A 13,845-nucleotide genomic window follows, 5' to 3' on the forward strand; every position below is an offset into this window, starting at 1 on the left:
CTTTATTATTACTATCTTTTCTCTTCATCAATGAGACAACAGTTAATTGGCTATTGGCTGTGATTGTCTGCGGGTACGGTCCTCAATCTGGCTTTGAACGTGCCACTCAATATTTCACACTAGATAGTTTTTTGTTTTCAGCTTCCTTCAGAATAATTCCTTATATAGTGCTTTCTGCTGTAGCTCTTTTTTCAAGTCTTAAAAATTCTGCTATCGGAAAAATCGCACTTTACAGCTCACTTGCCACTATATCCATTTTCCATTTTTGGGGTTACTGGGGTATGCAGCATTCGCTTTTTACGCCTGAACACACTTCATCTACTTCTGCATTGGCTATTATCTTTATCCCAATTCATGCCATTTGGCTTAGTGCAGTGACTGGCACATTAGGTTATGGCTTAGCCAAAGTTACTAGGTTGGTTTTAAATCGTGCATAACAATCAATTAACGGAACTCAGGCGTAAGGTCTAATCACCCCCATATCTGTATACTTGATACTAAAACCCTGCTTATCAGGAACTTATTACAGATGCCCTTCTCCACAAAAACCAAAGACAACGCAATGCTGGCAATTATTGCTTCTGTGGCAATGTTGGTATCCGCTTGTTCAATTTATCAGAGGAAAGAGATGGTACGTAAAGCTAACCCTGCGATGTATTTTGAGATCCCTGTCACCGACATGAAGCGGGCCGTTGCGTTTTACCAGCAAGTCTTCGGTTTTGATTTTCAATTCGAAGAGATCCATGGCAATCAGATGGCGTTTATACCTTTTGAGCTCGATGGCACCGGTATCAGCGGTGCATTGGCGAAGGGGGAGATCTACCAACCATCCCTCAGTGGAACTCTGATCTATTTACATGCCGAAAACATCGACAACACTCTGCATCAGGTCCAATTAGCTGGAGCAAAAGTACTTTTCCCTAAAACCAGGGCTGGCGGCTACTCTTATGTTGCTGAAATTGAAGACAGCGAACGCAACCGAATTGGGCTGATGGAGCCATTACCATAAGTCTCAGGCGAACGAAGCCTGACAAATAACTGCAGGTGGTCTGAAATGGCAACCTGCCCTAAGCTGTTAAAACAGCCTGTTGCCGCAGCCCGGAGTCGCTCTGGTCCTTTCGCCTGAACAAGAGCTTTTTGCTGTTTCTTATCGGGTTTCCGCTTTTATTTTTGTTAAAGCATTAAAACTCAATCAGTAAATTATTCAGAAAAAACCAGGCACTCAAACTTTCCCGGCTTATTTTCCTGAATTCGCCAAAAGCATTCCCCCGACTTTATTTATAAGCTACTGATCCAGTTTGCCTGTACCACGTACAACTGTATCAACACCTTTACGGCACCGGGCCTTTGCTCAGTATCCAACAGCTAATCCCACCGAGGTACATTATGACTCTGGTTCGAAAACTTATTTTTGCTTTTGCCGCTATTGTGGCGCTGGTTGCATTGTCTACTGTGATCACTCTCAATCAACTGAATAAAATGCAGCAGGCTGTTGCGCTGAATATCCATACCTTTGAAGTGATTCGTATTGCCAATAGATTGTCGGAAGCCTTCGTGAATATAGAAACAGGCCAACGGGGTTTTGTCATCACTGGCGATGAAGCCTCATTAGAGCCCTACCATCAGGGCAAACTGGAAGCAGAAAAAGATATCAAGGAACTACTGCAAAAAACCTCGGATAACCCTGAGCAACAACAAAGCTTAAAAACCATACAGGGCCTTTACAACGAGTGGTTGACTCAAGCTATTGAGCCGAGTATCAGTCAAATGCAAGCCGCAGGCACAGACACAACAGCACGCCAGGCAGTAAGGGAATTCGAGCGCCGCGGCACAGGCAAAGCCTTTATGGATAAAATTCGCCTGCAGATGGAAACTGTGCAGCAAAGAGAACGCTCGTTGTTAGACAGTCGCAGTCAGGACGCAGCTCAGGCGAAAAGTTTTGTCTTAACGACCTTGCTGATCGGTGGTTTAGTTATTCTGGTGTTCAGTGTGTTTATCGCTCTTTATCTGAAAACGTCGCTGCAAAGCAGATTGCAGGTGGCTAAGGAGTTAGTCTCCGCTGTGGCCGATGGCAAACTGACCAATACCATTGACAGCAGTGGTGGGGATGAAATAGCCGATCTGCTGAAAGCGCTGGCCAGAATGCAAACTCAGTTGCACCAACTGATGAGTCAAATCAAAACCGCGGCGGCCGATTTAAGTGGCGCCAGCTCTACTGTGGCCAGTACCACAGAACAACTTTCAGCTTCAGCCGAAGAGCAATCCAGAGCTTCGTCGTCTATCGCTGCAGCAGTGGAACAACTCAGTGTCAGCATAGATTCCGTCTCAGCCAATGCCAGCGAAGCCCGGACTATTGCCGGAAAGTCCGGTCAACAGGCGCAACAAAGCAGTAAAGTGATTAACGACACAGTCGCCAGCATGGAGCGGATAGCTCAGGTGGTGCGTTCAGCCTCAAGCCGTATTGAAGAGCTGGGTAAACAGTCTGAACAAATCTCCTCTATCGTCAACGTGATTAAAGGTATTGCTGATCAAACCAACTTACTGGCTCTAAACGCGGCTATCGAAGCGGCCCGGGCTGGCGAGCAAGGCCGCGGTTTTGCCGTAGTAGCGGATGAAGTACGCTTATTGGCGCAGCGCACTACTCAATCAACCACTGAAATTTCCGGCATGATAGACGTGATTTTAAGTGGCACAGTGGATGCTGTGGGTCAGATGAGTACAGGGGTTGAACAAGTCAATATGGGGGTCGAACTAGCCGGTCAGGCGGGCAGCGCTATCGATGTTATTCAGCACAGCTTCCAGCAGGTAGTGAGTGTTGTTGAATCTATTTCGATGTCGCTACAGGAGCAAAATGCCGCCAGTAATGAAGTGGCTGGTCATATTGAACGTATCGCCACTATGTCGGCACAAAACAGCGAAGCAACCCGCCACAACAGTGAAGTGGCGCATGAACTTCGCACTTTATCCAACGGCCTGAATCACGCCGTAGCGCGCTTTACCTTATAAGTTCAAGAGGGCAAATCAGTTTGTTAACAGGCTGATTTGCCCGCTGAGTTAGGCTCGCGGGAACAGCACTAAGTGATCCAGCTCCAACTTAATACCAATGCGGCTTTGTAGCTGATGATCATGATGGCTAGGCGCTAAACAATACACCTGCTCTGCCCCCTCCAACTCCAGACTGTACAGAATATGTGAGCCACGGAAGGATTTGCCCACCACTTTGGCAGTAAAGCCGCTCTGATCGTCATGCACTATATCGTCCGGCCGCACCAGTAAATCCACGGCCGCACCAGAGGCAAAAGTCGATTGGGTCTGCGCAAATACGCCCAAGGCTGTGTACACCCTCTCATCCGCCAGCACTTCGCCTTTAAGTAAAGCACCATGCCCAACAAAGTCGGCCACAAAACGGTTAGCAGGCTGATGATACAGCTCGTAAGCACTACCCCATTGCTGTAGCTTACCGTGTTGCATCACACCTATCTGATCGGCGATGGCAAAAGCCTCAAACTGGTCATGAGTCACCATCAAAGCGCTGATACCACGTTGTTTGATAATAGCGCGAATATCTTGTGCCAGAGCCTCACGTAGATCAGCGTCTAAGCCAGAAAAAGGCTCATCCAATAACAACACTTGTGGCTGTGGTGCTAAAGCCCGGGCTAAAGCCACCCGCTGCTGTTGGCCACCTGAGAGTTGATGCACATAACGGTCAGCCAACGTTGGCAAGCCGACTAACGCTAATAATTCTGCGACTATCTGTTGCTGCTGCGCCTTTGGTGTTTTCTGTAAGCCAAAGGCAATATTTTGCGCGACGGTCAAATGTGGAAACAGTGCAAAATCCTGAAATACCATACCAATGCCACGCTGTTCCGGACTGACCCGCATGCCTGGTTCTGACAGAACCGAACCAGCCAAGACAACGGCGCCAGTTTGAACAGGTTCAAAACCTGCAATAGCGCGTAACAAGCTGGTTTTACCGCAGCCGGATGGTCCTAACAAACAGCCGATCTGGCCTTGTTGCAAAGTTAAGCTTAAGTCTTTCACCACAGTAGCCGAGCCATAGGCGATCGACACTTGTTGTAATACCAGCACTAGGTAGCTCCTCTGTTAGAACGATCCAAAGCGCGGGACAGCAGGATCACCGGAATTAACCCTATCAGTACTATGGCCAGTGCGGGCAAGGCCGCATCAGCCAGCCGCTCATCTGAAGCCAGCTCGTAACTGCGCACCGACAAGGTATTAAAGTTAAAAGGTCGCAGCAGTAAAGTGGCTGGTAGCTCTTTAAGCACATCAACAAACACCAGCAATAAAGCACTCAGCACCGAAGCCCGCAGCAGTGGCACATGCACCCGCCTGAGCACCCCAACCGGGCTTTCGCCCAAACTGCGGGCCGCGTTGTCCATCGAGGGGGTAATTTGCATTAAACCTGCTTCAACACTATGTAATGCCACAGCCATAAAACGCACTGTATAGGCCAACACCAGCGCGACTAAAGTGCCGGATAACAATAAACCGGTACGAATACCAAACTGCTGCTCTGCCCACAGATCGATGGAATTATCCAAAGCCGCCAGCGGTATCATCACGCCTATGGCAATCACAGTGCCTGGTAAGGCATACCCCATAGCAGCAACACGCACCGGCAACACCAAAGACCAATGACCGGACAAACGTTTGGCATAAGCAAAGCAAATCGCCAGACTGGCGGTAACTACAGCGGTGAGAGCAGCCAGTGAAAAACTATTGATCAGCAACTGAATAAAATCGGCTGACCACAGTTGCTCTAATCTTTCCAAAGCCCAGCCCACTAACTGCAACGCCGGTAACAAAAAACCAAAAATAACAGGCGATAGACACAACAGCAGTAAACGAACACCTGCGCCCCCCTGCACTGGCTGACGGGACTGCTCCTGCTGCTTTTGGCCTTGCTGATAAAACTTCAGTTTGCGCCTGGACCATTGCTCCAGATAAAGCAATAGCAACACAAAACTGCACAACAGCGCCGAGAGTTGCGCCGCCCCCAATTGATTGCCCATACCAAACCAGGTGCGGAAAATGCCGGTGGTAAAGGTCGTGACCCCAAAATACTGCACTGTACCGTAGTCAGCCAAAGCCTCCATCATCGCAAGGGCAGCGCCGGTTAAAATGGCAGGACGGGCCACTGGCAAAGCCACCCTCCAGAAATGCTGCCGGGGTGTCAGGCCCAGAGTGCGGCTGGCTTCAAGTAAAGAGCCGGATTGCTGGCGAAAGGCGGTACGCGCCAACATATAGACATAAGGATAAAGCACCAGCGACAACATCAGGATAGCGCCGGGCAAAGAGCGGATTTCAGGGAAATAATAATCGCCGTAAGACCAGTGAAACCAAAGCCGTAACTGACTTTGCACTGGTCCGGCAAAATCCAGTAAACCTGTGTAACTGTAGGCCATGATATAAGCCGGGATCGCCATCGGCAACAGCAATAACCACTGCACCAGAGTACGACCAACAAACTGATAACGCGCCACTGTCCAGGCGGTAAATGTCCCTATAGCAGCAGTGAATACCCCCACCCCCAACGCCAATACTAGAGAGTTGATGACGTAATCAGCCAGCACTGTATCGAGTAAATGGGTCCACAGTTCAGGCTGGGGCGTCACTAAAGAGCCAAGGATCACCAGCACAGGCACTGCCAGCAGCAAGGCGAGCAGAGTGACAGTCCGGCTGAAGAGTGGGCTGGTCAAACGGGGGATATCCTTTTAAAACACTGTATCGTGAAAAACATAGCGGCGACCTGAAAGGTCGCCCGCTTCTTCGTATCAACAAAATTACGCAGTGGAATTATTTCCAGCCTGCTTTGTCCATCACCTGAATCGCCTTAGCGTTTAACTCGCCCAGAGTCGATAATTGTACCTGCTCGGCCTTAAACTGCCCAAAGGATTCAAGACGTTGGCTCCACTTCACATCTGCCACAACCGGATATTCGTGGTTCGTCACAGCATACCAGCTTTGGCTTTGAGGTTTCACCATATACTCCAGCAACTTTATCGCTTCAGCTTTGTTTGGTGCATATTTCGCTACACCAGCACCAGAGATGTTGATATGAGCTCCACGGTCCTGCTGATTGGGCCAGAATACTTTCACAGCTTCAGCGGCGGCTTTGTCGCTCGCATCATCAAACATACCACCTAAATAGTAGGTATTGGCAATGGCAATATCACACACACCGGCAGCCGCAGCTTTGATCTGGTCGCGGTCGCCGCCTTTAGGTGGTTGAGCGAAGTTTTTGACAAAGCCATTGGCCCAGGCCTGAGTTTTTTCCTCACCGATTTGGGTGATCAGGGCGGCAACCATCGACTGGTTATAAATATTGTCAGATGAACGTACACAGATTTTTCCTTTCCACTTTGGGTCGGCCAAATCTTCAATAGTGCTTAACTGCTCTGGTTTGACTTTGCCCGGCACATACATAATAGGACGGGCACGTTTGGTTAAACCAAACCACTGCTGTTTAGGATCGCGTAAGTGCGCAGGAATAGCATCCGTCAGTACTTTTGAATCGACCGGCTGCAATAAACCTTGCACTTCAGCTCTGTGTAAACGCCCGACATCCGTGCTGATTAGCAGGTCTGCAGGGCTATTGCGACCTTCACTTTGCATCCGGCTGATCAGTTCATCCGGCTTACCTGTGATCAGATTCACTTTAATACCAGTGTCCTTGCTGAATTGATCCAGCATAGGTTTAATCAATTCTTCCTGACGGCCAGAATACACATTCACTTCTGCGGCCTGAGCCATAGCCGCAGTAGTGAAGGCTGCTGTAATTAAAGATTTTTGCCAAAATTTCATCGGATACTCCGTTGGGGTTCACTGAAAGTTGCCGCAGTATTACCATAAACAAGAACTGTTCTCAAATAACAAAGCCGCTTTTGCTGCAAATTACATCATCCAAGAGTTAAACCACAGCAGTTGAATTCGTCATGATCGCGCTGTTATACGAGTCGACGCATCGGGCAGACCATGCGCAATGGAGTGTCGCCAACTCAGTACCTGAGCATATAGCTCCCTGGCTTGCTGATTTGGAATAGCTGCCAGCGTGATGCTGCCATTGGCCGTATCGAACCTGAGCTGCACCAGTTGCTGCTTACGCAAAAATAACGATTGCACCAGTTGCACCTTTTGTACTTGCCACAAAGGTAATATCTGCCAGCACTGACTGATGCCCCCTTGCCACAGGTACAGCACCTGATCCTGCACATAAAATCCATGCCAACGCCGGTAAGCCCACCAGTCCGCCAACAACCACAAAGCCGCCATGCCAGCCAAACTACAACCTGTGCCTGGAGCGATCAGTTGGGTTTTTACCAGCAGAGCTATCAGCAGACTTAACAGGAGAATGACTCCCCCTCTAAGCCAGAGTAAACGCCGGAAATAGACCGGAGCAAAACGCTGCCAGGCGAGTTGCTGGAGCTCAGACAAGGTTAACAGTTGTTGTGCTTCCAACTGTTGATTAACCTCATCGATCCCTTGCCCTAACACTACAAATTTACTGCTTTGCTCCTGAGAATTAGTAAATCCATGAAAAATAACAGAGAAGTGTCCAAAAATCCGTGCCAGCCAGGGCTGATTCAGCCTAAGTAGCTGTACTCGTTTCTTTAAGATCCGTTGCGATCTTTTTAACAAGGAGCCCTGAATCAACTGCAGTTGTGTGTCATCACGCAGAAAATGCTGCGGGTAAAGCCAAATCCAGCTCATCAGTACTAAAACCAATGCAACCAACAGCAGCAGCGCAAAACTGACGGCTAGTTGCACAGTGAGACTCTGTTCCAAACCGGCCTGTTGCAGCATTTCACCGCCTTGCGCCACCAACTGCTCGCCTACTTGGCCATCAAGCTGCGACAACACCGCACCACAGACCGCCATCAAAGGTAACCACAAGTGTTTGTTGTACAGCGTAGCAAGCCAAAGACGGAAAAATGCTGTGGAGGGGCTGTGCTGTGAAGCTTGCGCGCCACCTTGCAACAAGGTTAACTGTGACGCCGTCAGGCCGGTCAGATAAAACTCCTGCTGCTGGCTACCTGCACTGTCCAGGCTGACCGTAAACAATTGCAGCGGCCGAAAATAAAATGGCTGTTGCACCTGCAACTCCTGCACCCGGGATTTTGCCAGTAGCAGATGCTCTTTTTGCAACACGCCCCGGCTTAATTCAATGCCCTTTGCAGAAACACGAAACAAAGTGCTGCGCCAGTTCAACACCGCACTGCCGATGATCAAGAGCGCCAAAGCGGTCAGAGCGTAGGGAGCATAATGCTGAAAACGCTCGCTAAAAGATAAATAGGCACCACCGAGGATCACACCAGCCCATTGCACCACAGCTTTGACCAGCAGGGGCAGCAAAGCCCAAACCGAACAACGCTGCCACTGTTCAGCAGTGGTTTTTGGCTCAGGCATCTCAGTCCTGAGCATCACTGTCTCCGCGTGGGATCAACTGGCTAAGCTGCTCACTGAACGCCTGCGCTACGCCATAATTGATATCAGCCAGCGTGGCTTCAGCATGCACACCCCCAGCGGTAAAAACTTTTAAGGTCGCAAGTCCAAAACGTTTTTGCAGTGGCCCCTGACTGATGGTGACATGCTGCACCCTATGCAAGGGGATCAACACCGCTTTATGCCAGAGCACACCAGATTGCAGTAAAAAATCCTCAGTACGAAGTAAAAATCTGCAGTGGCGGACCGCCAGTGGTAACCAGAACCAACTGACAAGAACTATCAATCCGCTGGCACTCCCCAGCACAGGCAACAGCCAGGGGAAGTCCCACCACCACTGCGCGGCCATGACGACGCACAATACAACCAGCAAAGTCAGAGCCCAGCTAAAGCGTCTTTTGGTTAAAGCCAGGCTGGGCAACAACAACCACTGCTCAGGTAAAGGCCCGGATAAACACTGATCATCTAAAAATCCAGTGTGAAGAAGCTGGTTCGTCATAGGAAAGCGTCCTTGTTTTTATTGGCTCTAGCATATCGCAAAGCGAAGTTTCGCCATAGATTTCAATTTACATATGGAAAAACAGATATATACTACATATGGTTTTCCATATGTAGTTTCGAGAATGCAACTGAACCCTATCATATTTTTTAAAGCGCTGGCGGACGAAACCCGGCTGCGTTCTTTGTTGCTGATCCAGCAGGAACAAGAGCTTTGTGTTTGTGAGCTGGTAGCTGCACTTGCCGACAGCCAGCCGAAAATTTCACGTCATTTAGCTCAGTTGCGCCGTGATGGCATTTTGCTCGACCGTAAACAAGGTTTATGGGTGTATTACCGGTTAAACCCGGAATTACCTGATTGGGCTTTGAGCTGTGTACAACAGACAGCAGCCGCACACTCTGACTGGCTGACATTAAACCACCAGCAATTGTGCCAGATGGGTAGCAGACCAGAGCGACAAAAAGGTTGCTGTTAACGCTAAGGATGTTGAAATGAATATTCTGTTTTTATGTACTCACAACTCCTGTCGCAGCATTCTTGCAGAAGCTATTACCCGTCATTTGGTGGTGCGACTGGGTAACCAAAGCGATGTTGTAGTAGCCAGTGCAGGCAGCTCTCCACGAGGTATAGTTCACCCCTTAACATTGCAGTATCTGTCGCAGTGGTCGGTGGATACAAAAAATCTGCAAAGCAAAAGCTGGGATGATTTGACCGAATTTAATCCGGATCTGGTGATCACTGTCTGTGACCAGGCTGCAGGAGAATCCTGTCCAGTCTGGTTTGGCAGGGCAGTCAAAGGCCATTGGGGTTTACCAGATCCAACCCGTAACGGACTTTCTCCAACACAAATTGAAGCGGAATTTACGCTGCTGTTTGATGTGCTGAGCAAAAGATGTGAAGCGCTGATTCGGCTGAATCAGCTCAATCAGGCTGCTATCGAAGCTATAGCTTTTTCTTACCCTTTATAAATCACACTTTAAAAACAAAGGCTTATTTATGGGATTATTTGAACGTTATTTATCGGTCTGGGTGGCGCTGGCTATGTTGCTGGGTGTGGTTGCCGGCAATCTGATCCCAAACCTGTTCCAGTTAGTGGCCTCATTGGAATATGCTCAGGTGAATCTGGTAATAGCAGCTTTTATCTGGGTGATGATTTATCCAATGATGGTGCAGATTGATTTTAGCGCCATCAAAGACGTCACCCAAAAACCCAAAGGCATCCTGCTGACACTGGTCGTAAACTGGCTAATCAAACCTTTTACTATGGCCTTGCTGGGCTGGTTGTTTTTCCGCTTTCTGTTTGCTGATTGGGTTGCCCCTCAGACGGCCACTGAATACATAGCAGGTATGATTTTATTGGGTGTAGCTCCTTGCACCGCTATGGTGTTTGTCTGGAGCCAACTGACCAAAGGCGATGCCAATTACACTCTGGTTCAGGTGTCAATAAACGACATTATTATGATTTTCGCCTTTGCGCCTATCAGTGCTTTGCTGTTGGGTGTGTCGGATATCACTGTGCCCTGGTCAACTCTGATTTTATCTGTGGTGCTTTATGTGCTGCTGCCACTTTTGGCCGGTGTCTGGACCAGAAAATTGTTCTCCGGCAAAAAACCAGAACACCTGTCGGCCCTGCTTGCCCATATTAAACCCTGGTCCGTGTTTGGCTTACTGGCCACAGTGGTGCTGTTGTTTGGTTTTCAGGCTCAGACTATTTTGCATCAACCGCTCGCTATAGTGCTGATTGCCATTCCTTTACTGCTGCAAACTTACGGCATTTTTGCTTTGACTTATGTTACCGGCTGCAAACTGCAACTACCTCATAACATAGCAGCACCGGCCGGTATGGTCGGTGCCAGTAACTTTTTTGAATTAGCAGTCGCTGTGGCGATTTCGCTTTTTGGCCTGAATTCAGGCGCGGCTCTTGCCACTGTAGTTGGCGTACTGGTTGAAGTTCCTGTGATGTTGTCGCTGGTTTGGTTTGCCAACCGCACACGCCACTGGTTTATACCTAATTAATCCAAGCTATCGCATAGCGAAAAGGACAAATTTATGTCACACCCATTTGACGAATTAGTACTGGAAGGCTCAGCGGCACTTCTTTTTACCCCTTGCCCCGGCACTAAAACTGAGGGACTGAAAGACTCGTTGTTAAGGTTAAAGCAAGCCGGTGCTTCGGCCATTTTAACCTTAATGCCTGAAGACGAAATAGCACGTAACCAGGTCATGGACTTACCCATACTGTGCAAAGAACTGGGCTTAGCCTGGTTTCATTGCCCTATTGAAGACGATCAGGCACCGCTGGCCGACTTTGCTGCAGCCTGGCAACAACAAGGCCCGCAGATCCATCAGTTGTTAAAAGATGGCAAAAAAGTCGCCATCCACTGCAAAGGCGGCTCAGGCCGCACTGGTTTAGTGGCTGCACAAATTATGGTCGAACGTGGTATCGACAAAGAGCGGATCAGGCAACGTATTCAGGCCTTGCGGCCTTATGCCCTGACCTTAGCCCCACATCAGGCCTATTTTCAAAGCCTGTAACTCAAGAGACGCTATGATGAAAAAAATTAAAGTTGGAATAAACGGCTTTGGCCGTATCGGTCGTTTAGCATTACGTGCTGCATTTGACTGGCCTGAGTTTGAATTTGTGCAGATCAACGACCCAGCCGGTGATGCGGCTACTTTTGCTCATTTACTGAATTTCGACTCAGTGCACGGCCGCTGGCAGCAGCAGGCGGAAGCTCAGGACAGCTCCGTGGTTATTAAAGGCCAGCCTATTGCCGTGACGCACAATAAAGCAATAGCAGACACCGAGTGGTCAGGTTGCGATGTTGTTATTGAATGCTCTGGCAAAATGAAAAGCACAGCGCAGCTACAGGCTTATTTGGATCAGGGCGTTAAACGTGTGGTGGTCAGCGCCCCGGTCAAAGAAGCGGGTGTATTAAACGTGGTGATGGGAGTCAATCATCAGTTATTTAATGCCGCAACACATAAGATAGTGACAGCGGCTAGTTGCACCACCAACTGTCTGGCCCCAGTGGTTAAAGTTATTCATGAAAAGCTCGGTATTAAACATGGCTCTATCACCACCATTCACGACTTAACCAATACCCAGTCTATTTTGGACACGCCACACAAAGACTTACGCCGTGCCCGTGCTTGCGGTAGCAGTTTAATTCCCACTACTACAGGTTCGGCTACTGCTATTACCGAAATATTCCCTGAACTCAAAGGCCGTTTGAATGGCCATGCCGTAAGAGTACCACTGGCTAATGCCTCTTTAACCGACTGCGTGTTTGAAGTAGAACGCGCTACCACAGCACAAGAGGTTAATGCCTTATTAAAAGCGGCCTCAGAGCAGGAACTCAAAGACATTCTGGGGTATGAAGAGCGGCCTCTGGTGTCGGTCGATTATAAAACCGACCCAAGATCCAGCATTATCGACGCCCTGTCGACCATGGTGGTCAACGGCACTCAAGTGAAAATTTATGCCTGGTACGATAACGAATGGGGTTATGCCAATCGTACAGTGGAGTTGGCCAAACTAGTCGGATCTATATAACGGGACAAATAAAATGCAGACAGCTATCAAACAGTATCTTGTAGTCACAGGCAACTACTGGGCTTTTACCCTGACAGACGGCGCTTTGCGCATGTTGGTGCTGCTGCATTTTTATAAACTCGGCTATAGCCCTTTGGAAATCGCTTCTTTGTTTGTGTTTTACGAGTTATTTGGTGTGCTGACCAACCTGTTTGGTGGCTGGCTGGGCGCCCGTATGGGTTTGAATAAAACCATGAATATTGGGCTGTTTTTACAAATAGCAGCGCTTGCGATGTTAATGGTGCCTGCAGAATGGCTCATAGTGCCCTGGGTGATGGCGGCTCAGGCCTTGTCTGGGATTGCCAAAGACTTAAATAAAATGAGCGCCAAAAGCTCCATTAAATTACTGGTGCCAGAGGACAACCAAAGCAAGCTGTATCAATGGGTTGCGGTGCTTACAGGCTCAAAAAATGCACTGAAAGGTTTTGGTTTTTTCATCGGTGGTTTTTTACTGACACAAGTCGGTTTTCAGGGCGCAGTGGCGGTGATGGCCAGCGCTTTAGCTCTGGTTTGGTTATTAAGTTTGGTGTTGTTGAAAAAAGACCTCGGCAAAAGCAGTTACAAACCCAAATTTAAAGACATGGTGTCGAAAAGTGGCCCGGTGAATTTGTTATCTGCGGCCCGTTTGTTTTTATTTGGCGCACGGGATCTATGGTTTGTCATCGCCCTGCCGCTGTTTTTAGCGCAGCAACTGGCCTGGAGCCAACAAGCTATAGGTACTTTTCTGGCCTTATGGATTATTGGTTATGGCCTGGTGCAAAGTCTGGCACCATTTATTACAGGTAAGAAGTCAGGCAAAGTTCCGGGCCGTTGGGCTGCAGTCGGCTGGGCCTTTGTCCTTTGCCTGATCCCGGCGCTTTTGGCCAAACTTTTACCTCTGCCCTTCCCGACTGAAACCCTGTTAGTGTCTGTTTTGCTGCTATTCGGCGCTGTTTTTGCGGTCAATTCATCCTTGCACAGCTATCTGATTGTAAGCTACGCCAAAGCCGACGGAGTCTCACTGGATGTAGGTTTTTATTATATGGCCAACGCCATGGGCCGCTTAATTGGCACGCTGTTGTCCGGTTATTTGTATCAGACTCAGGGCCTGGAAGCCTGCCTGTATTGGTCCAGCGGCTTTATACTGGCGACAGTGCTGTTGTCCTGCTTTTTGCCTAAGGCGAAAAGCTAATTGCGGACTAATGCCTAAGGAATGCGGTGTAGCGTTTAAATGCCGGGTTAGAAGTTGCCACTAGCTCAAGGGCTCATGCTAAGGTAAAGCTATAAAAATAAGCTGATCCATCTGTCT

14 protein-coding genes are annotated in these 13,845 nt (G+C 48.7%); 9 read left to right on the forward strand and 5 right to left on the reverse strand.

Annotated elements, in window-relative coordinates; all coding sequences use genetic code 11:
• The 3 genes from SD53_RS18645 to SD53_RS07590 form a co-directional block, all read left to right on the forward strand.
• Nucleotides 1-437, forward strand: a 437-nt coding sequence (locus SD53_RS18645) for a hypothetical protein (protein WP_046519632.1), incomplete at its 5' end; no start/stop codon positions are given.
• A 92-nt stretch (nt 438-529) separates the two neighbouring features.
• On the forward strand, nt 530-1,009 hold the full coding sequence (locus SD53_RS07585) for a VOC family protein (RefSeq protein WP_206539913.1): 480 nt from the start codon (nt 530-532) through the stop codon (nt 1,007-1,009).
• A 377-nt stretch (nt 1,010-1,386) separates the two neighbouring features.
• A complete protein-coding gene (locus SD53_RS07590; protein ID WP_046519633.1) occupies nt 1,387-3,006 on the forward strand; it encodes a methyl-accepting chemotaxis protein in 1,620 nt (539 codons plus the stop codon).
• A 48-nt stretch (nt 3,007-3,054) separates the two neighbouring features.
• Here SD53_RS07590 and SD53_RS07595 read toward each other — a convergent pair whose 3' ends face one another.
• The 5 genes from SD53_RS07595 to SD53_RS18000 all read right to left on the reverse strand — a co-directional run bounded on the left by SD53_RS07595 (nt 3,055) and on the right by SD53_RS18000 (nt 8,962).
• Complete coding sequence (locus SD53_RS07595; protein ID WP_046519634.1) at nt 3,055-4,089, reverse strand: ABC transporter ATP-binding protein; 1,035 nt, start codon at nt 4,087-4,089, stop codon at nt 3,055-3,057.
• Nucleotides 4,089-5,720, reverse strand: coding sequence for an ABC transporter permease (locus SD53_RS07600; protein ID WP_046519635.1), 1,632 nt, complete (start codon nt 5,718-5,720; stop codon nt 4,089-4,091). The genes SD53_RS07595 and SD53_RS07600 overlap by 1 nt, the downstream gene beginning before the upstream one ends.
• Before the next feature lie 97 nt (nt 5,721-5,817).
• On the reverse strand, nt 5,818-6,825 hold the full coding sequence (locus tag SD53_RS07605) for a Fe(3+) ABC transporter substrate-binding protein (protein ID WP_046519636.1): 1,008 nt from the start codon (nt 6,823-6,825) through the stop codon (nt 5,818-5,820).
• Between the two features lie 129 nt (nt 6,826-6,954).
• Nucleotides 6,955-8,442, reverse strand: a complete 1,488-nt coding sequence (locus SD53_RS07610) for a PH domain-containing protein (protein WP_082101816.1) — start codon at nt 8,440-8,442, stop codon at nt 6,955-6,957.
• Nucleotides 8,429-8,962, reverse strand: coding sequence for a PH domain-containing protein (locus tag SD53_RS18000; protein WP_052749300.1), 534 nt, complete (start codon nt 8,960-8,962; stop codon nt 8,429-8,431). The genes SD53_RS07610 and SD53_RS18000 overlap by 14 nt, the downstream gene beginning before the upstream one ends.
• Before the next feature lie 124 nt (nt 8,963-9,086).
• Here SD53_RS18000 and SD53_RS07620 point away from each other — a divergent pair, with 124 nt between their 5' ends.
• Genes SD53_RS07620 through arsJ form a run of 6 tightly spaced genes read left to right on the forward strand, consistent with a single transcriptional unit; the run spans nt 9,087 to nt 13,728 of the window.
• A complete protein-coding gene (locus SD53_RS07620; protein ID WP_082101817.1) occupies nt 9,087-9,437 on the forward strand; it encodes a metalloregulator ArsR/SmtB family transcription factor in 351 nt (116 codons plus the stop codon).
• Nucleotides 9,438-9,453: 16 nt separating this feature from the next.
• Entirely contained in the window at nt 9,454-9,930 is a 477-nt protein-coding gene (locus SD53_RS07625; protein WP_046519638.1) for an arsenate reductase ArsC, read from the forward strand.
• A 28-nt stretch (nt 9,931-9,958) separates the two neighbouring features.
• The gene (gene arsB / locus SD53_RS07630; protein WP_046519639.1) at nt 9,959-10,978 is read left to right on the forward strand and encodes an ACR3 family arsenite efflux transporter; all 1,020 of its coding nucleotides are present in this window, start codon (nt 9,959-9,961) and stop codon (nt 10,976-10,978) included.
• A gap of 33 nt (nt 10,979-11,011) precedes the next feature.
• Nucleotides 11,012-11,497 carry a phosphatase domain-containing putative toxin gene (locus SD53_RS07635; protein WP_046519640.1) on the forward strand — a complete coding sequence of 162 codons (486 nt, stop codon included), beginning with the start codon at nt 11,012-11,014 and terminating at the stop codon, nt 11,495-11,497.
• 16 nt (nt 11,498-11,513) lie between these two features.
• Nucleotides 11,514-12,518 carry an ArsJ-associated glyceraldehyde-3-phosphate dehydrogenase gene (locus SD53_RS07640; protein WP_046519682.1) on the forward strand — a complete coding sequence of 335 codons (1,005 nt, stop codon included), beginning with the start codon at nt 11,514-11,516 and terminating at the stop codon, nt 12,516-12,518.
• Between the two features lie 13 nt (nt 12,519-12,531).
• On the forward strand, nt 12,532-13,728 hold the full coding sequence (arsJ, locus tag SD53_RS07645; RefSeq protein WP_046519641.1) for an organoarsenical effux MFS transporter ArsJ: 1,197 nt from the start codon (nt 12,532-12,534) through the stop codon (nt 13,726-13,728).
• Nucleotides 13,729-13,845: the final 117 nt, after the last annotated feature.

The sequence above is a fragment of the Rheinheimera mesophila genome, from assembly GCF_000986865.1.
Classification (GTDB): Bacteria; Pseudomonadota; Gammaproteobacteria; order Enterobacterales; family Alteromonadaceae; genus Pararheinheimera; species Pararheinheimera mesophila.